We start from the raw sequence: 24,432 nt of genomic DNA on the forward strand, positions 1-24,432 counted from the left end.
GAGGAGAAGTCGTCATGATGCCACAGGCGCTGCCGGGTGAATAGCAGGCCTGTGGCGGGTCGTTAATCAGAGTGCGCGCAGGAAGGCCGCGACGACATCGGCAGCTCCCGGACGGGAGAACAGATAGCCCTGACCAAACAGGTAACCCTGACGCTGTAGCACCAGACGCTGCTCGTCGGTCTCCACGCCTTCCGCCACCACCTGCAGATGCAGACTGTCGCCGATGCGCTGAACCGCCTGGCTCAGTGCCTGATTATTGCCGCCATCCAGAGTCAGGCGCGCGACCAGCTGACGATCAAGCTTGATGCCTTTCAACGGCAGGCCACTCAGGTGATTAAGGCTGGCGTAGCCATTGCCAAAGTCATCCATGATCAAATGGACGCCGAGCTGGTGCAGCTCTTCCAGCACCTGACGAGTCACCGGATGCTTGTCCAGCAGGGCCGCTTCGGTCAGTTCGATGGTGATATCACCGGCGCCCAGCTCGAAACGCTTGAGCAGGCGACGAATCAGATCAGGTAGCTCCGGATCATGGAAATTGATCGCGGACAGGTTGATCGCCATGGTCGGCACTTTCAGGCCTTCCTCACGCCAGGCTGCCAGTTGGCGGCAGGCTTCGGTCAGCACCCAGTGGCCAATATCGTCGATCAGGCCGTGGGTTTCTGCCAGCGGGATAAAGCGCTCAGGTGGCACCTGACCAAAACGGCTGTCGAACCAGCGCGCAAAGGCTTCCACACCAAAAAGTTCGTGACCCTGAAGATCCAGCTGTGGCTGGTAGTGCAGGGTAAGGGCATCACAGGCGATGGCTTCACGCAGGGCTTTGACCATGCTGGCGGTCTGGCGGTCATCGTCTGTTTCCGCCTTGAAGAAGCTGGCCTGACAACGACCCTGATGTTTTGCCCGGTACATAGCGGTATCGGCATTGTGCAGCAGTGCCTGAAAATCCTCGCCATCCTCGGGGAAAATGGACACACCGATACTGGCCGATGGCACCAGCGGCGTGTTGGCCAGATAGCAGGGCTCAGTCAGCCGCTGGGTCAGCACATTGGTGAGACTGATGGCATTTTCGCGGCTGCACTGGGGCAGAATCATCACAAATTCATCGCCGGAAAGACGGGCGACAATATCCTCGCCACGGCGGCCTTCGTTCAGGCGCTTGGCGATGGTGCGCAGCAGTTCATCCCCGGCAGGGTGACCGAGGCTATCGTTCACGCGTTTGAAGTGATCCAGGTCGATAAAGAACACACTCAGTGGCTGCTGTTGACGGCGTGCGGTGGCCAGCGCCTGATCCGCACGGGCAAACAGCAAGCTGCGGTTGGGCAGACCGGTCAGGCTGTCATAGAAGGCCAACTGGCGAATATGCTGACGTGCCTCTTCACGCTCCAGTGCCACTGAGCAAAGGTGGCTGCCGATCTCTGCAATTTTGCGGTGCAAAGGCGAGGGCGAGCGGGGCGAGCGATAGTAGAAAGCGAAGGAGCCAAGTGCCCGGCCGCTACTGCTCATGACCGGAATTGACCAGCAGGCGCGCAGGCCTTCATCCAATGCCAGGTGGCGGATGCCTTCCCATAACTCGTCGGTTTCGATGTCTTCACTCAGGGTCGTTTCACCCCGGACAATCGCCGTACCGCAGGTGCCGAGGCCGTCTTCTGCCTTAATGCCTTCGATGGAGGACAAAAAGCCTTTACCGAGGCTGGGGCCGGCCACCGGGTGCATGATGTATTTGTCATCGACGCGAATAACGGCCACCCGGACATCCGGTGCCAGCACCTCAACCTCGTGGCAGAACTGGTTCATCATGCTCTCCAGCGAATCCTCGCGGATGATGGAGGCCAGCATGCGGTTCTGCAGCACTTCGTGAATCTTGGGGTAGGTAATATCGGTCAGAACGGCCAGTACATGGGCCAGCTCACCGTGCTCGTTCATCACCGGATTGGTGGTGATGGAGCACCACAGGCGATGACCTTCACGGGTATAGACCAGCTCTTCGGAATGGAAGGACTTGCCTTCGAGTAACTGGGTTCGCAGCTCTTCCACCTGACCGCGCTCGGCGTAGGGCGCCAGAATCTGCGTTGGGGTGCCGCCCAGGAAGTCATCGTTGGAGAAGCCGAACATTTTGGTAAAGCCGGGGTTGATGTACATCACCTGCCAGGCGGCATTGGTAATCAGCACTGCGTTATCGGTCTGTTCGGCAACTTCGGCCAGCAGCTTCAGGTGAGAGGGGTCATCCATCTGCTGAATCTGTTCACGCAGTACCAGGCTGTAGAGCGGCTCGAAACCTTCCAGCGGCTGCAGGGCACTGAGGCTGGCTTCGCACCAGCGATGGTGGCCATCCGGCAGCACAATGGGGGAACGAAAGCGCTGCCCGCAGAGTTGCTTCAGCGGGCTTTTGGGCTGAATCGCGGTCAGCGGCGGCCAGGACATCAGGGCCGGAATTTGCTGAGCCTTGAGCCGTTCAACCGGGCAATGCCAGAGATCGGCAGCCGCGGCATTGGCAAACTGTACGTTGAGGTGCTGGTCAACCCATAGCACGGCATCGCGACTGTTGCCGTGGGCAAAGTCGAAGAAGGTGGAAACGGAGACGGTGTCGGTGGCAAACACGCCTTTTTCTCCTGAGCCTGGTCCAAGTTTGGTCAAGATCGAGATCCGGCCAGTGAAAAGGGCACAGTACCTGCTCCGTTGGCGCTGTACATTTTTCTACTGAGAAGATCATCGGCTTTGACCGCCGGGTGGCGAAATCACTGTATCGCGTCACCTCTGAATGTACTAATGACGACAAATCCTCCGGGACTGGCCTTTGGCGGTATTTCATCAGACACTCAGCGAAACTTGAGTGGCAAAAAAGGCGAGTCAGTTTTATCCAAAACCTGCCTTTTTTATCCAACTATACTGACAAGTCCAATTTAACCGGAAGCATACCCGCAATGGAGCAGGCTCACTACCTTCATGCCGCCGACCTGGGTGGTCTCGACATGCTGCAAGCGCGCTACGAGCATCAGCGCTTCAGTCGGCATGCCCATGAAGGTTATACCATCGGCGTGATTGACTGCGGCGCCCAGCGCTTCTTTCGTAATGGCACCAATCATGTGGCCTCGGAGGATTGCCTGATTCTGGTCAATGCCGATGAAGTCCATGATGGCCATGCGGCCAGTGAAGGCGGGTGGTCGTATCAGGCGATTTATCCACTGCCGCAGATGATCGACACGCTGTCGCGGGAGCTGGGGATGCCGGGGTTACCCTATTTCCGGGACTCCGTCGTGCATGATCCACAACTGGCTGGCCAGCTGCGACAGGCTTTCGGCGCGATCAGCCATTCCTCCGAAACGCTGGCGCGCCAGACCTTACTGATGCAGGGACTGTCCCAGCTGATTCTGCGCCACGGTGGGCAGCGACCCAAAGCCACTGCGTTGCGGGATTCTCCTCAGGCCATGTTACGGGTACGTGACTATATTGATGCGCACTGCCATGAAAACCTCAGTGTCGAGACACTGGCAGCGCTGGTCGGGCTCAACCCCTTTTATCTGACCCGGCTGTTCCAGAAAACCTTTGGTTTGCCCCCACATACCTACCAGCTGCAGCAACGGGTGCGGCTGGCCTGTCGGCTGATCGGGCAGGGCTTGGCGCTGATTGAGGTTGCCCACGCCTGTGGCTTCGCCGATCAGAGCCACCTTAACCGGTTGTTCAAGCGCATTATGGGCGTGACTCCCGGACGCTATCAGCAGGCGCATACTCCGGTGCGATACTGCTGATTTTCCCCCGCTTTTTCACTCTTCTGTAAGCCAGACTAATGCGCCTCAGCGCCCCTGCTAATCGATGGACAATCTGGTGTAAAACAGGCGCTGCCGGGACATTCTCCTGCCCGATAAAGCCGTGTAGAGTACGCCCACTAGGGTTTTGGCGTCGTTAGTGGGAGAGCATCATGAGCGTTGAAGTCTGGCTGGCATTCTTTGCCGCGTGCTGGGTTATCAGTCTGTCACCGGGAGCAGGAGCGATTGCTTCCATGGCCAGCGGCATGCGCCACGGTTTTCGTCGCGGCTACTGGAATGTGCTGGGTTTGCAGGCGGCGCTGGTGGTGCAGATTGGCGTGGTCGCCGCCGGTGTCGGGGCGATTCTCAGTACCTCGGAGCTGGCCTTTAACCTCATCAAATGGTTTGGCGTCGCCTATTTGCTGTATCTGGCCTATCGCCAGTGGCGGGCACCTGCGCAGGCGATCAGTACCGATCTGCAGCAGGTCAATCAGCGCATCTGGCCGATGATCACCCGCGGCTTTCTGGTGAATATCAGCAACCCCAAGGCCATTGTTTTTATGCTGGCGGTGCTGCCACAGTTTCTTAACCCTGAGGCGGCGCTGCTGCCCCAGTACGGTGTCATGATGCTGACCATGGTGGCGGTCGATATGATCGTGATGGCGTTTTACACCGGTCTGGCTTCCCATGTGCTGAAGCTGTTAAAAACACCGCGTCAGCAGAAAATCATGAACCGCAGTTTTGCCAGCATGTTCGCCGGCGCGGCATCCCTGTTGGCGCTGGTTCATCGCTAAGATCGCTGGATCAGACAACAAAAAAGGCCGTCAGAAGACGGCCTTTTTTTATGGTATGACAGAACGAGGCTGATCAGGCGGTTTCGGCAGGCTTGGGCTTGCTGGGCTCTGCCATTTCCGTCGCGCTCGGTGCTTTACCGTCGCTGTTACCGTGATCATCGGTCAGCGCCTTGATGGTGCTTTCCGCGGAAAGAACACCGGTCAGGCGCTCTTCGCCGTCCAGTACCGGCAGGTGATAGTCAGAGTGAGCCAGCTGCTCCATGACTTCATCCAGTACATCCGTTTCATGCACACCTTCGATAGGACGCATGTGGCTTTCGATAGAGCCGGAAGTGCTGCCACGCAGACCTTCTTCATCGACGATACCCAGCAGATGCTGCTCATCATCGACAACGTAAGCGTAATGATCCGGATTGGTCGACAGCTGCGACAGCGCATCGCTCACCGAGGTCTTGCTGCTCAGGGTGTTGGCCGGAGCCAGCGCCAGGCTTGCGGTCAGTACCTTGGTGCGGTTGATGTCCTGAACGAAGGCATTGACGTATTCGTTGGCCGGCTCCAGCAGAATCTGCTGTGGCGTACCGACCTGCTGAATCACACCATCTTTCAGGATCGCGATGCGGTTACCGAGGCGCAGTGCTTCGTCCAGATCGTGGGTAATAAAGATGATGGTCTTGTTCAGCTTGGCCTGCAGCTCGATCAGCTGATCCTGCATTTCACGGCGAATCAGGGGGTCAAGGGCACTGAAGGCCTCATCCATCAGCAGGATTTCCGGGTCAGTACAGAGGGCACGGGCCAGGCCCACACGCTGCTGCATACCGCCGGACAGCTGATCAGGATAGGAATTTTCATAGCCTGCCAGACCGACCACGTCGATCCAGTAACGGGCTTTGTCTTCGCGCTCAGACTTGCCAACACCCTGTACCTGCAGACCATAAGCGACGTTGTCGATCACGGTGTGGTGGGGCAGCAGGCCGAAGCGCTGGAATACCATGCTGATTTTGTGACGGCGGAAGTCCAGCAGCTCGGTATCACTCATGGACATGACGCTCTTGCCACCGACTTTGATGTCGCCGGAGGTAGGCTCAATCAGACGGTTAAAGTGACGGATCAGGGTGGATTTCCCTGAGCCGGACAGGCCCATGATCACGAAGGTCTGGCCGCCTTCGATTTCCAGGCTGATATCTTTCAGGCCAAGGGTATGGCCGGTATCTGCCAGCAGGTTTTCTTTGTCCTTGCCAGCCTTAACTTCTTCCAGCGCGCGCTTAGGGTTGCGGCCGAAAATCTTGTAAATGTTCTCAACGGAAATGGTAGTCATCTGTATCCCCTGCCCATTCGATGGTCAGATTGAGGTCTGTCAGGTGGAGGCAACCGTGTCGGGTTGAGTGCATAAGCTTTCCTTCCTGGCGTTGGACGCTCAGAGCACCTCGCAGGTGCTCTGCAATCTCATGACAAATAATGCGTGCATCAATGCAGGCGGTTAGTGTCCGCCACGTTGTGACCGACGGCCGTAGGCCTGAGTCACGCGGTCAAACAAGACAGCGAGCAGAACGATACCGATACCGGCTTCCAGACCCTTACCGACGTCCAGACGCTGGATACCCATCAGTACCTGCTCACCCAGGCCGCGCGCACCGATCATGGAAGCAATAACAACCATGGACAGCGCCATCATGGTGGTCTGGTTAACACCGGCGAGGATGTTAGGCAGAGCCAGAGGCAGCTGCACACCGAAGAGCTGCTGACGTGGGTTGGCACCAAAGGCGCGGGTGGCTTCCATCACTTCTTCATCGACCAGACGGATACCCAGGTCAGTCAGACGAATCAGCGGTGGAACAGCATAGATGATGGTGGCGAAAATCGCGGGCACTTTACCCAGGCCAAACAGCATCAATGCAGGAATGAGGTAAACGAAACTTGGCATGGTCTGCATGATGTCGAGGAACGGCAGTAACACCATTCGCAGCTTGTCAGACCGGGCCATCAGGATACCGATAGGAATACCTATCAATACCGAAAGGAAGGTGGCGATCAGCATCAGGGCCAGTGTCTGCAGCCCCTGATCCCAAAGGCCGAGAGAACCCAGACCCAGCATGAGGCAGGCAATTCCGACGGGAAGCTTCCAATTGCGGCTCGCTGCGTAGCCGATGCCGGACAGCAGGATGATCAGCAGCCACCAGGGCAGCGCCTCAAGGCCATGCTCAAGGGCGACCAGAACGGTCAGCAGTGCATTGGAGACGGCTTCGAAACTGTCGCCGTAGTTAATAACCAGCCAGTCGACAGCGTCGTTAACAGGCTTGGCAATCGAGAAAGTAAAGGCTTCTGGGAACATATAGGATTCCGATGCGTTGGTAATACTCCAAAGAGTCAGCCCACGCGGGGCTGCTCTTTGGACCCTGGCTTATAGGGACGCTTTGATCTTGGTGGCAACGTCCGCAGGAACCCACTGGCTCCACAGCTCTTCATGTTCTTTCATGAATTTCTCTGCGGCATCCGCGGCTTCAACGTTGTTGTCATCCATGTAGGCAAGCTGCTGGTTGATCACGTCGTTGCTGAGGTTGAACTTCTTCCAGAACTCCATCAGTTTTGGCGCAGACTTGGCAAAGTCGGTGTTGGCCGCTTTCAGGATGATGGACTTCGGATAAGCGGTCGCTTTGCTTGGGTTGGCGTCCGGCTTGATCAGCTGATCAAAGACGGCCTTGTCATACGCTGGCTCTTTCAGACGGACCAGATCGTATTTACCCAGCACGGAGGTTGGCCCCCAGTAGTAGAACACGACGGGCTTGCCGCGCTTGTAGTTGGTCGCGATAGCGGCTTTCAGCGCGGCGCCGGTACCTGGACGGAAGTTGGTGAAGTTTTTGTCCAGACCGTAGCCAACCAGCTTGTTGGTGTTAACCACTTCGCAGTTCCAGCCGGTAGGGCAGTTATAGAAACGGCCTTTTTCCGGCTCTTCAGGATCCTTGAAGACTTCGGAGTATTTGGCCAGGTCTTCAACGCTTTTCAGATCAGGGGCAACGGCCTTGATGCCACGCTCTTTATCACCCTCTACCACGTAGCGGGGAACGTACCAGGCTTCTGCATCAACACCGCCTTTGGCGTAAGTGTCACCGAACTCTTCCACTTTGCCCTGCTTGGTGCCTTTGTCCCACAGGGTCTGCATGGTGTTCATCCACATTTCTGGCATCAGGTCGACATCGCCGCGAATCAGCGCAGTCAGCATGGCGATGGTTTCACCGGGCATGCGTTCGGCTTCGCAGTCGTAGCCTTTTTCAATGATGTCTTTTGCAACTTCTGCCATGAACAGGTTGCTGGACCAGCTCATGCCCGTCAGACGAACAGGGTGATCAACTTCACAGGCCGCGTAGGAAGAGGTGGCCCAGGAAGAGGCAAGTGCCAGGACACCGGCTCCTGCAAATTTACCCAACTGACGTGGTGAAAAAGTATGGCGCATTCTCGCTTCTCCAGTAGATGTTATAGCTGTAAGCAATCGCCAGAAATGCAGTGAATGTCACGAGGGCTCGGACACGTCGAGAAACGGCTATCAGCGGTGAGGCTGATATGCAGCAACGGCTCTCCAGGTCATCCTATACCCTTCAAAATTGCTGCTTTCTTCGACGGTTCAAAGCAAAAACCGACATTTCAATGCTGGCGACGCCGCGGCATCAGTCCCTCAATGGACAAAATGAATCAGACAGCCACAGTCATTGTTTAAAAAGTAACCAGATTCGATTTGACAAATCCGCAATCCTTTTTAGATATTAATTAGAACAGTAAATATTTCAACACAAATTATTTGACGTTGTTCGCGAGTGCCGATAACTTGGCGCCGCCATCGCGACATTGTCCTTTCGGAGCGCGCCCACGGCGCTTATCTGACAAGTCACTCGGAAACTGCCCATGCCCCAAGACGCTCATGATCAGGTACTGATCACCCTTCGCCGGATTATCCAGGCGATTGATATTCACTCCCGCAGTCTGAAAAAACAGTCCGGACTGACCACGCCACAGCTGCTGATCATGCAGGCCATCAGCAAACTCGGTGTGGTGCCGATTCGCGCTCTCGCCACGCAGGTCAATCTTTCTCAGGCGACGGTCACCACCATCATTGACCGCCTTGAAGCCCACGGGCTGGTAAGCCGCGAGCGCAGTCAGGAAGACAAACGCAAAGTGCACGCCTTGCTGACCGAGCAGGGTCGGGAAGTGCTGGCCCAGGCACCGGAACCAATGCAGGCGCATTTCATCAAGCGCTTCAAGGAATTGCCGGATTGGGAGAAGGGCATGCTGGTGGCCTCGCTGCAGCGACTGGCCAGCCTGATGAACGCCCCGGATGTGGATGATGCCTTCCTGGAAGGCGATGATGCCTCCCGTCCGCATTTCTGAGCAGTGGTAGCCTTGCAGTAGTTTGTTCAGAACCCGTGTTTTAGCCTGCTTTTCACCATGAAATAGCCGCAGTTAGCGGCTTTTCGTGTTTCTGTGCAGAGGTCAAAAGCGTCGTTGCTCTCACAGCGTTCAGAAGAACTCCCTTTCTCACGCCAGAATGCGTTTTCCCTGTTTATTCCGGGGAACTTTGCCGCCCTAACTGTCACATAGCCTCAAGTGATCCCGGTCAGGACGCTGACTTTCCAGCCCTGCGATATTCCGCCTTGTGACTGTTATGGACCCCGAGCTATGACTGTATCCCTCTCGCGTCTGTCGGCTGCGCCGTTGTTTGCAGCTTCCGAGTTGAGTGATTCTGCTGTTGAGTCTGGCCGTGAAAGCGCCCCGGCGGTAACCCAGGTGGAGCTGGAAGAACACTTTCGCTCCAGCTGGATCAGCCCGGCAGAAAAATGTGATGCCCTGCGTCACTGGATGCGTGAAAGTGATGGTTTGAGCCTGCCGCAGCGTCAGCAAGTGCTGGACCTGCTGGAATTGGTCGCCAGCTGCCGAACCCTGACCTATCGCGGCAATCGCGATGTGCTCTCCACACTGGATGTGCTGGAGAAACAGCCGGTCACCGGCGCCCACGATGCGGCACTGGCGTTCGAATGTCAGCGCCGGGTGCGCCAGTTGCGTGAGCGCGTCCTGCCAAGTCCGCTACTTTATCGTCCGCGCGATCTGTTCCAGAGCCTGACGGACCGTTATCTCGATGAAAAATCCCAGCAGGCCATGCGTTATTCCCAGCGCGAAGTCGCCTCCTGTCAGCGAGGCCAGAGTGCGACGGTTGAGCAACAGGCCCAGCATGGGGTTTTTGCGGAGCTGATGAAGCTCGCTAATGAAAGCCGCGGCTGGCATGACCCGGACCGGCTGGCACGCAGCCTCACGCCCTTGCTGGACCGACTGCATCAGTTGTCGAACCTGCCCCTGATGATGCCGAATACCCTGGGTAGTCAGCTGGATGAAATTCCGGTCGGGCAGCACTCTTACCGCAGCCTCTTTCTCACCGCCTTGCTACGTCACAAAGCCAGTCAGGAATCTGTCGGCGAGCTGGTATTCCGGCTGTTGCCTGCGGCGCGTGAATTGCCGGCTTCCCAGGCCGCCGAGGTCATGAAGGATATGGTGCAGGCGCTCTGTGAGCAGGGTGATACCACCCGCCTGTTTATGATTTCCGAAGCGTTGCTGGATATGCCGCCGACGCTGCAGATTCGTGTGCGCAGTCACTATCCCTTCCCGCCCGCCGGTGTGGCCAGTGTCGGCGCCAATGCGCATCTGAATCAGGACCGCCGGGTGCTGCAGATGCAGATCAGCACGTTGCTGGAAGGTCTGGTGCGCGGCCAAAGTACCGATGCCGACACGGTGCTCAGTATTCTGAGTGCGCTACCGGTGGTCGCGGGCGTCAATGCCAGTGAAGCCTGCCTGACGCTGATGGAGCACTGCCACACCCTGGATATTTCTGCCCGCCAGCGTGTGCTGCCAGCGCTGATTCAGTCGGTGCACCAGTATGTGGACACGCAAGGCTCGACGGACGTTCCCGACAGTGAAAACCCGCACCGTCTTCACCTTCGCGATATGGTGCTGCTGGAGGCGCTGGTGGAAGCCGAAGACCTGCCACGCAAGAGCCAGCTGGAGTGCGGCATCATGATTCTGGGCCGCCTGGATAATCCCGAGGAGGCCTTCCAGCTCTTTAACGGCCTGCTGCGCCAGACCAACGAAGTGGTCGCGCCTGCCGTACAGAAAGAGTTATTGCGTGAGCTGGCCATGCAGTTGCCCGCGCTGAATGGAGCCACGCCTGATGGGCAGGATCATCCCCTGTATCGCGAGGCGCTGGATGCGCTGCTGTTAAGTTTTTATCAGCTGCCCGAAACCGATATCACTGCGCAACTGGCCGACAGTCTGGTGCATGCCTTCAATGCCCATCGCACGCTGGATGTGGAATCCCTTGAGTTGTTATTGCCCTTGCTGGCGCGCGGTGCCCATCGGGCCTCCCTGCAGCCGCGTGCAGATCTGCTGCTGCTCGGTGTCGCCGCTGATGACCAGCAATGCCTGCAGGCACTGGGCTGGCTGCGCCGCTGGTGTGAATCCTTGTCGGTGGAAGGCCAACTGCGTTATCTCGGACAGGGCTTTCAGCTGCTGACCTCGTTGCAGAATGAGGGTCTGAAACGCGAGGAAGTCGAACGTTGGACGACCCTGATCGCGCAGTTACCTCATGGTCAGATCAATACCCCTGAACGTCAGGAACTGGCGGCCGCCATGTTGCGAGATGCGCAGGATGCAGTCCGCATCCTGACCGATAGCGATGACATGCAGGAGCAACTGCAAACGCTGGAGGCGAATCTTTTGCCTCTGGCCGCGCGCTTTGCCAATCAGCTGCGCACCGAGCTTGCCAGTGCCATGACGGCGATGTCCTAAGGCCACAGCACTCAGAAGTAACTAGACAGGCCTGCCGCAGAAGATTGTCTGGCGGAGACCTGAAATTGCCCATCACTGCGCTTTTTTTGCCGAATCGATGCAGCTATGGGAACTCAGCGCTTTGGCGGTTCACCCAAGGCGCCATCATAACGACTGCCTGTCGGCAACGCGTGACGGGCCGTTTCTCTATGGACAAACAGACCGTGCATGGGACGTACGGACAGTCGTGGCAAGGTAGCATGATCACGACCGGGTTGGGGCAGATGATTCATCATCAGCGGGTACAGGTAACACTGAACGCAGCAGAGGCGATGCGCCTGCATGCCGCGCAGGCACAAGCGCAGGCACTGGATGCCAAACCACCGCAGGAGCCCACTGAGGCCGAGCTGCAGGCTGAGTTGCGTAACCCCCGCATTCCTCCGGGTGAAAAACTCCATGGCCTGTGTGAACTCATCCGTCTGTCGCCCAAAATGACCCTGCACCAGCGCGAACAGCTGCTGGGCTGGATGTCGGATTTCGTGGAAAGCCACACCTTAAGTGCCGAGGCGCGTCAGGCGCTGGGTTCGGTGCTGCTCACCCTGCAACGTCATTTCCCTGATGATCCCTTGCCCGAGCACAGCCTTGAGCTGTTAGCCGCGCTGCAACGGGGGTCACTGTCGCAACTGCCGACCGATGTGCTGGCGATGATCGGCGATTTTCGTTATCTGGATCACACCAGCCTGATCGCGCTGGCTCAGGCCTATCCGGGCTTTTTGCCATTCTTTCAGAAAGATGCCCGTGTCTTTGTGCAAAGCATGAAGGATGTCGGCACCGGACTTGAACTGGCTAAAGGGCTGATTGAGCACCGCCAGTGGGATGTACTGCCTGATGCCCTGAATTTACCGACGGAGCCTGCGCCCCTTGGCCGTCCGCGTGATGCCCGTGAGTTGCCTCTCAGTGAACGCTCCAGCCAGAGCCAGTTGCTATTGCGGGTGGCACAGCATGCCGAAGCCACCACCGCCGATCCGCTGTTGTCATTGCTGCTGGAGAAAACCCGGCAGTTGCCTGAAGTGCAGCAGGGTGAGGTACTGGAGGGCATTGCCAGGGCCATGCAACACACGGGAAATTTTGCCGCGCTTGGCATGTTGCACCAGCAATTGCAAAGCCGTCCGCTGCATGAGCAGGTGCTGATGATGGCCTACGGGCCGCTGACGGCGGCGGATCTGCACGAAACCGGGCTGACCCTGCCTGTGGTGCAGCAACAACTGTCCCAGGGCTTTGATTTTCTGCTGCAGTCGGCCCGGCGTTTGGCGGCGGAGCCGGTGGATCATGAGGAGCGTGACGATGATCCTGCGGCACGGCCTGCGCCTTCTGCTCTGGGTCAGCACTGTCAGATTCTGGTGAAGGCGCTGGCCAGCCAGCCCAGTCTGGCGCAGCAGGATTTTGCCCTGTGGCGGCAGGTGCTGGAGCTGCATGACGCTTTGCCTCAGCGCGAACAGCAACTGTTGCTGCCCCATTTCATGCAGGCCATTACCGAAGGGCTTAATGACACCGAGGCGCGCGGCATGTTGCCGAATCTGCTTGAGCGTGCCCTCGGCCATTGCGATGAATTGCCCGCTGCCCAGCAGATGCAGCTTATCAGCCTGTACATGGGTTTCTTTCCCACTCAGCAAGGCCAGTATCAACTGCTGGATGACTGTACGTGCCTGCTGCGTCGTGAGGATGATCCACGCCAACGGCAGGCCATGTTGCTGGCACTGGTACCCAATATTGCCCACCTCGCGCCCAACAATGAGACCGGCGGCCACCCGAACGCGACCCAGGCACTGGACGTGGCGCTGCAGTACGCCGTCAGTTTGCCTCATGACTTGCAAAGTGAAGCACTGGCACAAGGCCTGGCGCGCGCCGCCGGGCAGGGGCCACAGGTGAATGAACTGCGTTACCGGCGTTTGCTACAGCTGATGGGGCAGCAGTTACAGCAGGGGCGCGACCCTCATCATGTCGCCGACTGGCTCAAAGAGATTCATCCCACGCCGGTGGCAGGCAGCAGTGAGGGGGCAGTCAGTGCGCAGCAGCAGGATATCAGTACCTATTTTCGCCAGTTCTTTCATGCAGCCTCGCCACTGCAGCGCCCGTCCTTGCTGGCTCATGGCCTGAAGCTGGTGAGCGATATTAAAGATCCCTCGTTATTTGAGCAGGAAATGCAGTCCTGGCTGAACCTGTTTCGTGAATTGCCGGCAGATCTGCTCACTCATGCCCGGACACAACTGGCGGCGGTCTGCGCTGATGCCCGCGAACTGATCGAGCATCATGAAGCGCTGGGTCACCGGCACAAACGGGAGATGCTCCAGCATCTGGCGGCAGAAGAATCCCTGCGCGTGCCTGCCGAGTTGCGCCACTGCTCCTCATTAAAGGCGCAGCTTCGTCGCTTCTTCCGATCTGCTGCGTGATGCTCATGACGGCAGGGTGTGATGTGCAGGGGAGAGGGTGCTGATGTTCAGGATTCCCTTCGGTTCACGCCATGCGGACTTCGCAACCCGGCTCAGCCGGGAAATTGCCCGCGCGGACCAGCAGCCGGCACAGGTGTCCGGTGGCGAAGGCAAAGACCGTATCAGTGATTCCCAACTGCGGGATCTGATCCACTCGCCGCAGCTGGAAACCTCGGAGAAGGTCGACGGTTTTGCCCACGTGGCTTTTCATCAGCAGCATTTCAGCGTCGAGCAGCGCCTGAGTTATGCCCGGCTGCTCGCTGAGTTGGTCGACAGTGTGCGTCTGGGTTTTGATGAGCGTAAAAGCCTGCTCGGCGCGCTCTATCATCTGGGGCGCGAGCATCCGCTGCCGGCAGGTCATCCTCTCGGGCATGAGTTGATCGAAAGCGAGCGTAACCTGCGCCTGCGGCTGGGTCACAGTCCGCTGACGGACATGCCCAAGGATCTCTACCAGGAAATGACCGAGCAGGGCGCCTTGCCGTCTCAGGCCTTAAGTGCGCTCGCGACTGTTGAGCCGCAGCTGCAGCAGAGCATGCCACCGGAGGTGCGAAAGCGCAGCGAGGCACAGCAGGAGGTCGACAAGGCACTCGGTACGTTACGTGGCATCAGGCCAGCCGATACGCAGGACTATCGCGACATGCTGCGTGATACCCTGCACAGCCTGTCGACGCAGGTCATCGCCCTGGACCGGCCCGACCGTGATTGCTCCCGGCTTGCGGCCAGCGAACGTTCCCCGCGCAGTCAGCTGATCAGTGCGCTCATTCGTGAGCAGGCGCAGGAGCCAAAAACCCAGCCTCATATTCTCTTCCCGCTCTTACTGGAAGTGCGCGCATTGCCACGCAGCCAGCAAACGGAACTGCTGGAAGATGCCCTGATGGCCATGCAGGCCAGCAAAAAACCGGAAGGGCTGCACTTTATTCAGCAGATGCTGGAGCGCTTGCCGACCTTGGATCAGCAGCGTTTGTATAATCGCTACCCTCATGAGCCACGGGCGCTGGAAATCGGCGGTTTGCATCCGGCGCAGGTTCACCAGCAGGCCGGTGCCGTCTTTCGACAGCTGGAAAGCGTGCTGACTAGCGGCCAGGCCGAACGCGCAACGGCGCCGATCATGGAAGCCTTGCTGGGCATGGCCAACTCACCTTTTGTGCGCCACCTGCAGCCGCCACTCGACCCTCGTGCACTGGTGCGCCACAGTATCGCGGCCCTGCCGGGTATTGCCGATGACGATAAACCGCTGATGATGCAGCAGCTGAGTCAGGCGATTACCACCCTGTTACCCGCTGAGGCACAGCAGCCTTTACTAAAAGCACTGGCTGCGACGGCGGATGCCCTTTCGCCACGGCAGCAGGTACAGCTGCAGGCACCCTTTATTGCCTTGCTGACCGACATCACGGAGCAGCACAGGATTGCCAGGCGCTGTCTGGCCACCCTGCAGGCCACCGCTTCGCCGGTCGACAAGCTGGAGATGATCAAACAAATCGCTGAGCCTTTACCGGCGATGAACGCTTTCTGCCGGGAAAAAGGCATCGATCAGCCCTTCTTTCAAAAAGCGCTGGAGCAGCTGGTGCGTGAGGCTCGCGGATTACCGCACCACACGGTGAGTCCGAAACTGACCGATGCGCTGGTACAGGCCTATAACCAGCATGCGGAAGGTGATCCGGGGTTATTTCGCGAGATACTGGCGCTGATTGACCTGGCCGGACGCAGCGGGATGCGCTATCCGGAGGAACCTCATGTCGGCCAGCAGCGTCCTCAGTTTCACTCGGAGGAGCCGGTGGACCATCGGCGCAGTCAGGCCAATGAAGCCATGCGTGATTTTCTGCGCCAGTCGGACAGCCAAACCCGGCTGGATTACCTCGGACACGGGTTTTCTCTGCTGGGCGGAATGCGGAGTCAGGAGCGTTTTCTGGTGGATTTCCACCTGCAACTGGATCTGGTCAGCAGGCTGGGGTTGCGCGAAGCCTCCACGGCACCGCAACTAAAGACCCTTGCCAGTGTCTTCAGTGATGCCCTCGGTGTGCTGCGCCAGCAGGATATTCCCCGTGAGGCCAAGAACCGCCTGACGCAGGCGCTGCGTGAAGAAGAGACGCGCCTGCTGCCAGCCAAATACCATCACCGGTCGGATTTTCGTGGCCATATCTATGACTTCCTGGCCCGGGTCAAGTAGCGTCCGTGGACGTTCTGCGATAAGGAAGCGCCAGAGGGCTTTGACTGATCCGCGTGATGTAAAGGCGGGTTAACGCCGCCGGTGGGAATCGTAACGTTAAGGTGTCATTGCGTCAGTAAAACGGGGCAGTTGGGTATTTAGCATCCAACGGGTCGATTTTTTGCAAAAATAATGAACCGAACTGTATTTACTGACACTAATCACTTACTGGCGTCAAAGTTTGCCTGGTGTATGCATTTCCAGGCCGGTTCAATAGCGCATTTATCAAGGTTTTTTCAGGTATTCAGAGGCTGCTATGGGTCATATTTCTCACCTTGGTCACTCGCATCTTATTAATTCCACCCTCGCCCGCGAGATGGATCGGCTTAATCATTCCCAGGCGACGGACCAGCCCCAGGAATCAAAGCAGGTCACGGAAAACAGGCTGAACGAGGTTATTCATAACCCTGAAATTACCAGCCGCGAAAAAATTGATGCCATGGCCACGGTGATAGGCCAGTCGCCTAACCTCAACAGCGCCCAGCGTCACGCCCTGACCAAAGCCATGTCGGAACTGGCCTCGACCAACGGTCTGAATAATGCCGAAAAGAGCGATATGCGCGGGCTGATGAAAGCCATGATGCATAACGCTCCGCTGGAAGGTGGCTCTGATCTCGATAAGGACACCGCCAAGCTGCAATTCAATCTGAGTCGCCAGCTTAAAGACACGGCGGGTGGAGCCTCCCAGGCCGGGTTCAATCTTCTGGCCTCGCTACCCGGCGACAAGTTCCAGCAGATTACCAGTGGTTTTCTGGATGATCAGAGTCAAAGCAACTTGCGCAAAGCCGACTCACGTCTGGGAATGCAGGAAGGCGTTCATGTCGCGGCGGATAATCGTGACAACTTCAATGCAGCGATGAAAGCCTTACCTGCTGCCCCGCAGAACGACCCCCGTATTGCCAATATGTTGCCAGGCGGTCGCGAGAATGCCGTCGAGGCACAGTGGGCGGCATTGCCTGCTCACCTGGAAAAACTGCCTGCCGAGTCAAACCCTTCCATCGGCAAGGATGGCAAAGAGCTGCCCGCCAATGAGACCGCCAGTCATGAACGTTCCCTGAGAGGGGCGTTTCTGATGAATGCGCTGAGTCATGCCGTGAAAAATGGCCAGTTGAGTCAGGCGATGCCTCACCTGATGCCAGCGATGACACAACTCCCCGATGCTCAGCAAGGCGAAGTGCTTGGCGCTGCCGTCAATGCGATGAAGCAGAGTGGTGATTTCTCAGCGTTGGCTAATCTGCATCACCATGTGCATGAGGAGCTGCGCGCCGGCACTAAACTTGAGGTTTACGCTGAATACCCCGGTCCTGAGCGTAATCAGGAGATGGCGAGTCAGCTGGGTAACATCGATGACATGCGGGTTCAGGTGGGCGTTCAGACCAATACCATCATGCAAAATGTGCATCGTATTGCCCCGGAAAATCAGGCTGCTGCTCTGACCAACATGGTGAAAATCGGCGCTAAAAGTAACTATGGTGTCGAAGCCGGGCCGCTGGCTCAGCGCGGCGCTGCACAGCTGCCGAATATGTCTGCTGAGCATGCCAAGGCAGCCTTCAATGGCATGAATGAGACCATTGTCGGGCTGAAGCGTCGGCCTTTGCATCAGGCCCTGGCGGCCCGCGACCTGATCCAGAATCTGGAAAAAACCGATGTGCCCCTCAAAGATCAGGCACTGATGCAGCTGCCACTGATGAAGGGTATGGATGGCATTGACCAGAAAGCGCCGATCTTTATTAACGTACTGGGGAACGCCGAGAAACTGGACAACAGCGCGGACCGTGCGGAAGTGGCTCATGCCATGCTCAAAGACCTGAAGACGCTGAATATTTCCCTGGAAGAAGGCAAGGGCGTTGACCAGCCGCAGTACGCTGTGGCGATGACGGCGATGATCGGTCTGGTGAAATCACTGGATGATACAGACCTGACCCCCGAGCTGACGGATGCGCTGGTGGATGCCCACAACTTTCATGCTGAGGGTAACCCCGAGCACTATCAGGCAGTGGTTGATATTAAAAAGCGTGCCGCAGATGCCGGTATGGAGCCAGGCAAGAAGATGCCTGAATTCAAAACGGGCGGTGGGCGCGACCAGAATGTGATGTCGGCTTTTGGCTCTCTGATGGCACTGCAAAAAGCTCACCCGATGCTGATTCCGACATCCCTCCTGCCGGCCTTCCAGATGATGGGCAAGCTGGGTGCTGATGATCTTAAATTCGCGCTGAATCAGCAGATGGATATGTTCACGCAGATTCCCAAGGAAACCCTGCAGGATTCCATGATGGTGAACTATCTGGCCAGTGTCTTTGCTCAGACCATGCTGGCGCTGCGCCAGCTGCCTGATTCGGTCAAGGATGTGCGTGACGATGCCATCAACCGTCTGAACATGGCGATGGAAAACCTGATTCCGCCCGCCTCGCGCCAGAGCGGTGACTTCCTGCAGATGCTGCATGAATACACCGGCGCCATGGGTACCGCAGGTGGCGGTGCTGACAATGAACACTAAGGCCTGATCAGGTCCCGCAAGGGCCGGTCTGATGACTCCGCATGCGAGAATCAGTACCGGCCTTTTTTGTTTTAAGGCTAATTCAGCCCTGCTGACCTTTTTGACGAGCTGCGCATGGACTGCGCCAGGAGAAAGACCGCTCATGACTTTTCGATCCAACGCCCTGACCCAGCATTCTGTCCTGGGAGCCAATTTGGTCCGGGAAATGGCGCGTCTGGATGTGCGTTCGGATCAGCCCGACAGCAGTGGCAATGCGCCTGCCTCCATGGCACAGCTGAAGGATCAACTGAGTTCGGTGCATATTGATCTGGGTGAGAAGCTTCATGGGCTCAAGGCGCTGATTCAGGGTGGTCAGCGTCTGAATGCACGCCAGCATGCCCAGTGTCTGGAACTGCTGGAGGCCATGGCGCAGCAGCCGGGCGCCGGTCACGAGCAGCGTCACGCTGTGCTGGACATGCTGTCGCAGCTGCACCGCAGGCATCCTGTCGCCAATAGCGACCCGCTCGCCACAGAGATTGCCGGGCAGCGACAGAAGATCGTCGGCCAGCTGATGAAAAGCCCGCTGCTGGCCTCGCCACTGGATGTGATTGCGCTGATCACCGAACCAGGTTTGCTCGACTCCAAAAGTCTGCGCGCACTGAGCCTGAGTCATCAGGGCCTGCTGACCGGCTTTTCGCCGCCTGCAGGGCAGGAAGTGGCGCTGCACCGTCAGCTGTTTGAAGCACTGGACAAGTCGCTGCCCTTTATTGACCAACAGGACCGGCAGGGCTTGCGTCAGCATCTGCAGAGCCTGAGTCCTGCCTCGCAGGAGATTGCCCGTCCCAGGGATGAGCAGCAAATTCCCATTGGTGAGCGCTCCCTGCAGAGTCTGGGGATGGTTCGCCTGCTGGAAAGCCGCGCGACACCTGAGAATACCGATTGGCTGATGCGAACCCTGATGCCGGTGGTGGAAGCCCTGCCAGCGGAGCAGCATCCCGAAGTGCTGGCCGCGATGGCCCACACTATGGATAAGCACAACCGGCCGCTGTATCTCGACAGCGTTGACCGCCTGACCCAGCAGCTGGAGTTGCCGCTACAGGTGGCGGTCAAAGCGCATTATCCGAGCTTTCAGGTGCGTCCCGACCATGATCCCTATCGTGCGGCAGATATGTCACATCAGCAGGTGCGTACGCAGGCCGAGCGTCAGGCGGTCATCGTCTGGCAGAACTTCCACACCCGGCCTGAATTTCAGGCAGAAGACTGCCAGGCGCTGTTGTCCTTCTTGGGCAAACACGGCTGCACGGACTGGGCGCAGGTGATTGGCACCACGCTGGATCGGATGGAGGATATGAGCGAGCCTGATCAGGCGCGCCTGCTGCCTCAGCTGATGGCCCTGAGCCATGGGCATCGGCCGCCACGCCAGCATCACCAGCTGATGGAAGGTTGTCAGGAATTACTGCAGGGCATGGATACCCACCTGCAGTTTCCTGCGCAGCAACGTTTGCTGCCACTGATGCGCATTGAGGATCAGGTCAGTACTCTGCGGGAAATGAACCTGCTGCTCAGTATCACCTCTGATGTGCATGAGCGTCAGCAGGGTATCCGCCAGTTCAGTGATACCTTGCAGGCCATGTACCGCAATGGCTCCGATTCCAATCAGAACCGCAACATGATGGACAAGTTGCTGGTGCTGGCCTCAAAGCTCCCGGAAAACCTGCAAACGCCGGCGCTGCTCACCAGTTTGCTGGAAAATCAGCGTCCCTGGGGGCAGTACCAGTCGATGCCTTATGCCAGGATGCTGGGCGTCGTCGGCAATGCCGCGCGCCTGTGTCAGAACGATAACCAGTTCCGCGATCTGGCTCAGGTGCTGCCGCCCTTTGAAGCCTCGATGCCGGGCGATCATGGCCGCCTTGAAGCCCAGCGCGAGCTGTTTGGTTTTATCGGCCAGCTACCGGGCTATGCCCGTGTGCACTTTTTGCCCCCGACCCTGACCCAGCTTGGGTATCTGGAGGATGCCGAATCGGTCATCCGCAATACCCAGGATTTACTTCACACCTTGCGGGAGATTCCTGAAGCCGGGCTGCAATCGACGGCAAGCAGGCAGTCTCTGGCGGGCTTTTTCAGTGACGCCGCCGAACTCATCAGCCATCATGAAGCATTATCCAAACGCCAGAAGCGTGAGCTGACCCAGGAACTTAAAGCCGAGGAAAGCCGGTTAGTTCCTGCTGATCTTCGCCACCGCAGCACCTTCCGCGCGCAGGTGTATGACTTTTTCGCCAAAGGAGCCTCCTCATGACCATGAACTCCATCAGCGGCCGGATGGGCCATTTTACCGCTGAACTGCATCAGGAGTTGGATCATCTCGCTCGTGGTCGCGGGGCTCAGGCGGTTGGACAGCAGCACATCGGTGAGTCAGGCCTGCAGGCGATGATTCGTGACCCGAATGTCTCCACCAGTGAGAAAATGGATGGTTTTCGCCAGCTGGTGATGCAGCAGCCGCAGTTTAATAACGATCAGCGCCAGATGTTGACGCGGCTGATCCGGGACATGGCGACCTCGGGCAATATCTCCCCGCAGGATGCCGCGCAACTGGGCGATGTGCTCTTTACCATCGACAAGAAGCATGTGGCGGATAATTTCTCGCCGGCGGCGCTAAACAGCATTATTCAGGATGACATGAGCGCCCGTATGGCGCTGCAGAATCCGCGCATGGCGGGTGTGCCTCAGGAAACCATTCAGACCTCGGGCTGGAATCGTGCGGATTTGGGCAGTCTGGCGCGTCAGGCAGGCTTCCGGCAGGGCGATTTTCAGCTGCCTCCGGCCAATGCCCGTCAGCAGGCACCGCAGCCTTCGTCTTCTTTTGCTCCCCCAGTACAGCAGCACGAACATCAGGCCTATGTGCCTAGCCAGCATCAGCAGCATACCTCGGCCCAGCTGCCGCCGCTGCGCGATGACCCGGCGCACTATAACGCTGACCCGGAGTCCTTCTATCGCAACGCGCCCGCTCCCCAGCCGACACCTTCCCATGTGCCCGTTTCCGGACAACCACAGGGGGAAACGTTTTCGCCTATGGAGATCATTCGACGACAGCACGCCGGGCATGCGCGTCAGCAGAATCGCACCGAGCGGGTCGAAGAAAATTTCTACAACAAGGCGCGTGAGGGGCTGCATGCCATCTGGCAGCCGCACTCCAGCAATGCCATGTCGGTGCTGCACAAGGCCATGCAAATGGCGCCTGATACGCCGCTGGATCAAAAGCATCCGGGTCTGATGGCCAAACGTGCCTCGCTGGATGATGTCTCTTACCGCAGCAAGCTGGTGATGGATGCGCTGGATCATCCCAGAGCAGGGCATGTACTGAACCGTGTGCCGGAATTTCTGGCGGTGGTGACGGAATTGCCTGCCTCCCAGCAGCCACCGGTATTGCGCAAACTGATGGGAATGATGGAGCGTGCCGGGCATTTTCGCGGTATGCACGAGGTCGATGCCCATGTGCGCAATCTGCCCAAAGAGCAGCAGCTGACCAGTTTCAGTGGCTATCCGAAGACGCCGTTGGCTTACACCGGCAATGGTCTGGAAATGGGCGAGGTTGAACAGCATTTCCTTGCGACCCTGCAGAAAGTCACCAGCCAGGAAAACAAGCCCAAGCTGCCCCCGCGCAGAATGAATATTCAGCATGAGTCCGGCCCCGGTAATGGCTTTGTGCCGCCGCGTCAGACCACGCCGACGCCACCTGCCTCTACTGCACCGGTGCAGCAGCAGGAGGAGGAATACTCCAACACCAATCCACCGCCGGTGCCGCCGAAGCCCAGTCATCATAATCCGGATGACTTTGTCAGCAGCAGCCGGACCCAATCGCCGCTGCAGCAGACGACTGAGCAGGTCTATCAGTCACCCACGGTGGAAGATGAAGTGCCGACGGAGACCGAGCTGCCGCCGGTACCGAAAAAGCCGGACAGTCACTACCAGAGCCCGCTGCAGTCACCACAACAGGAATTCCCACGGCAGCAATCACCGCTGCAGCGTGAGCCTGCCCGTGCAGAAACGCCGGTATCACCGCGCACCTCAACGCCCATTTCCGGCGCAGAGTTACGCCGTGGCGCCACACCGCCTGCTCCTCAGGCCAGTCCGGCGAACGTGCAGCGTGAGACTTCCTCAGCGGCGACCCTGTCCCGCCCCCTCACGCCGTCCACGCATACGAACAGGCTGGGGTCATCCGCTTATACAGCTCCGTTGTCCTCGCAAACCCCGATGGCGGAGAACATCACCGAGCGGCCGTTACCCTCACCTTCACCGGTCTCCACGATGGCTGCCCCTTCGCCGGTTGCCGGGCAGCAGAGCGCCTTTGCGCCGCCGTCAGCACAGCCTTTTAGCCAGCCCGTGTCAGCGCCGGTGTCTCCGACGATCTCTCATGCTGAGAGTGAGTCACTGGAGGAGGTGGAGCCGATTGATCTGAGCGCGGTGGCACCGCTATCGACGGTTGAAACGCCAGAGGTTGGGCAGACGGCCCAGCCGCCGGGCACTATGACCTTCTCGGAAACTGAGCATCCTGAGGTCGCTATTGACCTTCCTGACCTTCGTCAGCAGACGCCGGTTTCCACCCCTGCACCTGCGGAGATCTCATCCCAGAGCCGGGCGCAGACTCCGGCCGCGACAGCAAGCTCGTCGAAAGCAACGACTCCTACAGAAACTGCGCCGACAGAAACCACGCCACCGCCACGTCCGCTCAGCCCCTTCAGTCAGGCGGAGCAGGAGATTTCTGAAGGTCTGGAACGTATGCCCACGATTGCTTCAGAGCATGTGGCGCCCTTCCTGAGCCTGATTGGTCGGACTGCGTTGGACCGGCTGCCGCCGGAGCGCCAGGAGAAATTCCTGAATGCCTGTCTGGGGGAGGCGATGAAACTGCCTGAACTGGCCAGAGCTATGGTGATTACCTCGTTTGCCAGCCATACCCGCGATCCGGAGTTGCGCAGCATGTTCTTCCTGCAAGGGGAGCGGGAGCTGCAGGCACTGCAGCAGGAATGCGGGCCGCTGGATGCGGAGCATGAGGTGGATGAGCCAACCCTGCTTAACCTGCTTTCCCAGCGTGAGCTGATGACAGCCATGGCGCATGAGGTGGCCTCGCTGAACGCTGAAGCCAAAGAGCAGGACTCGCCAGCCTATAAAAAGGCGCTGGATAACCTGATTAACACCGCGGTGGAATTCCCCACCTGGTTACATACCCCTGAGCTGACCGATGGGCTGATTCAGGCATTCAATGCCGGCAAGGATCACGATCTGGAAACCTTCCAGTCCTTGTTGTTGTGTATTGCCTCCACCGAAGCCACGCCCAAGGACCATGGCTATAAGGGCTATCACATGCCGCAGTTCAAGCCTCGGGTGGCGGATGACGGGCTGCTCATGGATGCGGTGGGATCATCCTATGAAATGCTGACGGATATGCCGGATGGCACTCCCGTCGAAGGTCTGCTCAAGTATTTGGGGCATCCGTTTGCCCTGATGCAGGGCCTGCAGCATCCGAACAGTTTTGCGCAGTCCTTTAGCCAGAGTCTGGGGCTGTTGCAGGCGATGGAGCCGGGCATGCTGCAGGAAGATCATCATTATGCGCTGATGCTGTCGGCGCTGAATGATGCCCAGCAGGCACTGACGCAACGTCAGGATCTGGATGCGCCCACCCGCGCTGAATTTAGCCAGCAGCTGGCTGAATTGAGGGATGCCTTTATTCCTGAGAGTCAGCAGCACAACAGTGGTTTCCGCACCCATTTGCAGGATGCGGTGTTTGAGCTGGGTGGGTTTAACGGCGAATCGGCGCGATAACCCTCTGGCCTGAGATTCAGACCCGTTGATGAATAAAAAAACGCCCGGCAAATGCCGGGCGTTGTGTCATAGGCGACGGGAGCAAGCAGTATCAGAGAAAACTCATTAA

The 24,432-nt window shown here is 58.1% G+C and carries 13 protein-coding genes; 9 read left to right on the forward strand and 4 right to left on the reverse strand.

Annotated elements, in window-relative coordinates:
• Nucleotides 1-66: 66 nt before the first annotated feature.
• On the reverse strand, nt 67-2,595 hold the full coding sequence (locus tag ACKC9G_RS15095) for an EAL domain-containing protein (RefSeq protein WP_411406850.1): 2,529 nt from the start codon (nt 2,593-2,595) through the stop codon (nt 67-69).
• A gap of 323 nt (nt 2,596-2,918) precedes the next feature.
• Between ACKC9G_RS15095 and ACKC9G_RS15100 the strand changes: the two genes are divergently transcribed.
• Together ACKC9G_RS15100 and ACKC9G_RS15105 are read left to right on the forward strand one after the other, a co-directional pair.
• A complete protein-coding gene (locus ACKC9G_RS15100; protein ID WP_411406852.1) occupies nt 2,919-3,743 on the forward strand; it encodes an AraC family ligand binding domain-containing protein in 825 nt (274 codons plus the stop codon).
• 170 nt (nt 3,744-3,913) lie between these two features.
• Nucleotides 3,914-4,534, forward strand: coding sequence for a LysE family transporter (locus ACKC9G_RS15105; protein ID WP_411406854.1), 621 nt, complete (start codon nt 3,914-3,916; stop codon nt 4,532-4,534).
• Nucleotides 4,535-4,607: 73 nt separating this feature from the next.
• On the opposite strand, the gene ACKC9G_RS15110 is transcribed toward ACKC9G_RS15105, so the two are convergent.
• The 3 genes from ACKC9G_RS15110 to ACKC9G_RS15120 all read right to left on the reverse strand — a co-directional run bounded on the left by ACKC9G_RS15110 (nt 4,608) and on the right by ACKC9G_RS15120 (nt 7,982).
• On the reverse strand, nt 4,608-5,849 hold the full coding sequence (locus ACKC9G_RS15110; protein WP_411406856.1) for a quaternary amine ABC transporter ATP-binding protein: 1,242 nt from the start codon (nt 5,847-5,849) through the stop codon (nt 4,608-4,610).
• Nucleotides 5,850-6,011: 162 nt separating this feature from the next.
• Nucleotides 6,012-6,863, reverse strand: coding sequence for an ABC transporter permease (locus ACKC9G_RS15115; RefSeq protein WP_411406858.1), 852 nt, complete (start codon nt 6,861-6,863; stop codon nt 6,012-6,014).
• 69 nt (nt 6,864-6,932) lie between these two features.
• Nucleotides 6,933-7,982: an ABC transporter substrate-binding protein gene (locus ACKC9G_RS15120; RefSeq protein ID WP_411406860.1), complete on the reverse strand. Its 1,050-nt coding sequence runs from the start codon at nt 7,980-7,982 to the stop codon at nt 6,933-6,935.
• 446 nt (nt 7,983-8,428) lie between these two features.
• Between ACKC9G_RS15120 and ACKC9G_RS15125 the strand changes: the two genes are divergently transcribed.
• From ACKC9G_RS15125 to ACKC9G_RS15155, 7 genes are all read left to right on the forward strand, one after another.
• Nucleotides 8,429-8,911: a MarR family winged helix-turn-helix transcriptional regulator gene (locus ACKC9G_RS15125; protein WP_411406862.1), complete on the forward strand. Its 483-nt coding sequence runs from the start codon at nt 8,429-8,431 to the stop codon at nt 8,909-8,911.
• A gap of 288 nt (nt 8,912-9,199) precedes the next feature.
• Nucleotides 9,200-11,356 (forward strand): hypothetical protein, encoded by a 2,157-nt coding sequence (locus ACKC9G_RS15130; RefSeq protein ID WP_411406864.1) that lies wholly within the window; start codon nt 9,200-9,202, stop codon nt 11,354-11,356.
• A 188-nt stretch (nt 11,357-11,544) separates the two neighbouring features.
• Nucleotides 11,545-13,785, forward strand: coding sequence for a hypothetical protein (locus tag ACKC9G_RS15135; RefSeq protein ID WP_411406866.1), 2,241 nt, complete (start codon nt 11,545-11,547; stop codon nt 13,783-13,785).
• Nucleotides 13,786-13,828: 43 nt separating this feature from the next.
• Entirely contained in the window at nt 13,829-15,991 is a 2,163-nt protein-coding gene (locus ACKC9G_RS15140; RefSeq protein ID WP_411406868.1) for a hypothetical protein, read from the forward strand.
• A gap of 295 nt (nt 15,992-16,286) precedes the next feature.
• On the forward strand, nt 16,287-18,527 hold the full coding sequence (locus ACKC9G_RS15145; RefSeq protein ID WP_411406870.1) for a hypothetical protein: 2,241 nt from the start codon (nt 16,287-16,289) through the stop codon (nt 18,525-18,527).
• Between the two features lie 142 nt (nt 18,528-18,669).
• Nucleotides 18,670-20,802, forward strand: coding sequence for a hypothetical protein (locus ACKC9G_RS15150; RefSeq protein WP_411406872.1), 2,133 nt, complete (start codon nt 18,670-18,672; stop codon nt 20,800-20,802).
• Entirely contained in the window at nt 20,799-24,323 is a 3,525-nt protein-coding gene (locus ACKC9G_RS15155) for a hypothetical protein (protein ID WP_411406874.1), read from the forward strand. Before ACKC9G_RS15150 ends, ACKC9G_RS15155 begins: the two co-directional genes overlap by 4 nt.
• Nucleotides 24,324-24,432: the final 109 nt, after the last annotated feature.

This window comes from Pokkaliibacter sp. CJK22405, assembly GCF_046614695.1.
Classification (GTDB): Bacteria; Pseudomonadota; Gammaproteobacteria; order Pseudomonadales; family Balneatricaceae; genus Pokkaliibacter.

Excerpts from the sequence above, each read along its gene's own strand:
- ACKC9G_RS15100 (WP_411406852.1), top strand. The coding sequence starts at position 2,919 with ATGGAGCAGGCTCACTACCTTCATGCCGCCGACCTGGGTGGTCTCGAC.
- ACKC9G_RS15105 (WP_411406854.1), top strand. The coding sequence starts at position 3,914 with ATGAGCGTTGAAGTCTGGCTGGCATTCTTTGCCGCGTGCTGGGTTATC.
- ACKC9G_RS15110 (WP_411406856.1), bottom strand. The coding sequence starts at position 5,849 with ATGACTACCATTTCCGTTGAGAACATTTACAAGATTTTCGGCCGCAAC.
- ACKC9G_RS15115 (WP_411406858.1), bottom strand. The coding sequence starts at position 6,863 with ATGTTCCCAGAAGCCTTTACTTTCTCGATTGCCAAGCCTGTTAACGAC.
- ACKC9G_RS15120 (WP_411406860.1), bottom strand. The coding sequence starts at position 7,982 with ATGCGCCATACTTTTTCACCACGTCAGTTGGGTAAATTTGCAGGAGCC.
- ACKC9G_RS15125 (WP_411406862.1), top strand. The coding sequence starts at position 8,429 with ATGCCCCAAGACGCTCATGATCAGGTACTGATCACCCTTCGCCGGATT.
- ACKC9G_RS15130 (WP_411406864.1), top strand. The coding sequence starts at position 9,200 with ATGACTGTATCCCTCTCGCGTCTGTCGGCTGCGCCGTTGTTTGCAGCT.
- ACKC9G_RS15135 (WP_411406866.1), top strand. The coding sequence starts at position 11,545 with ATGGACAAACAGACCGTGCATGGGACGTACGGACAGTCGTGGCAAGGT.
- ACKC9G_RS15140 (WP_411406868.1), top strand. The coding sequence starts at position 13,829 with ATGTTCAGGATTCCCTTCGGTTCACGCCATGCGGACTTCGCAACCCGG.
- ACKC9G_RS15145 (WP_411406870.1), top strand. The coding sequence starts at position 16,287 with ATGGGTCATATTTCTCACCTTGGTCACTCGCATCTTATTAATTCCACC.
- ACKC9G_RS15150 (WP_411406872.1), top strand. The coding sequence starts at position 18,670 with ATGACTTTTCGATCCAACGCCCTGACCCAGCATTCTGTCCTGGGAGCC.
- ACKC9G_RS15155 (WP_411406874.1), top strand. The coding sequence starts at position 20,799 with ATGACCATGAACTCCATCAGCGGCCGGATGGGCCATTTTACCGCTGAA.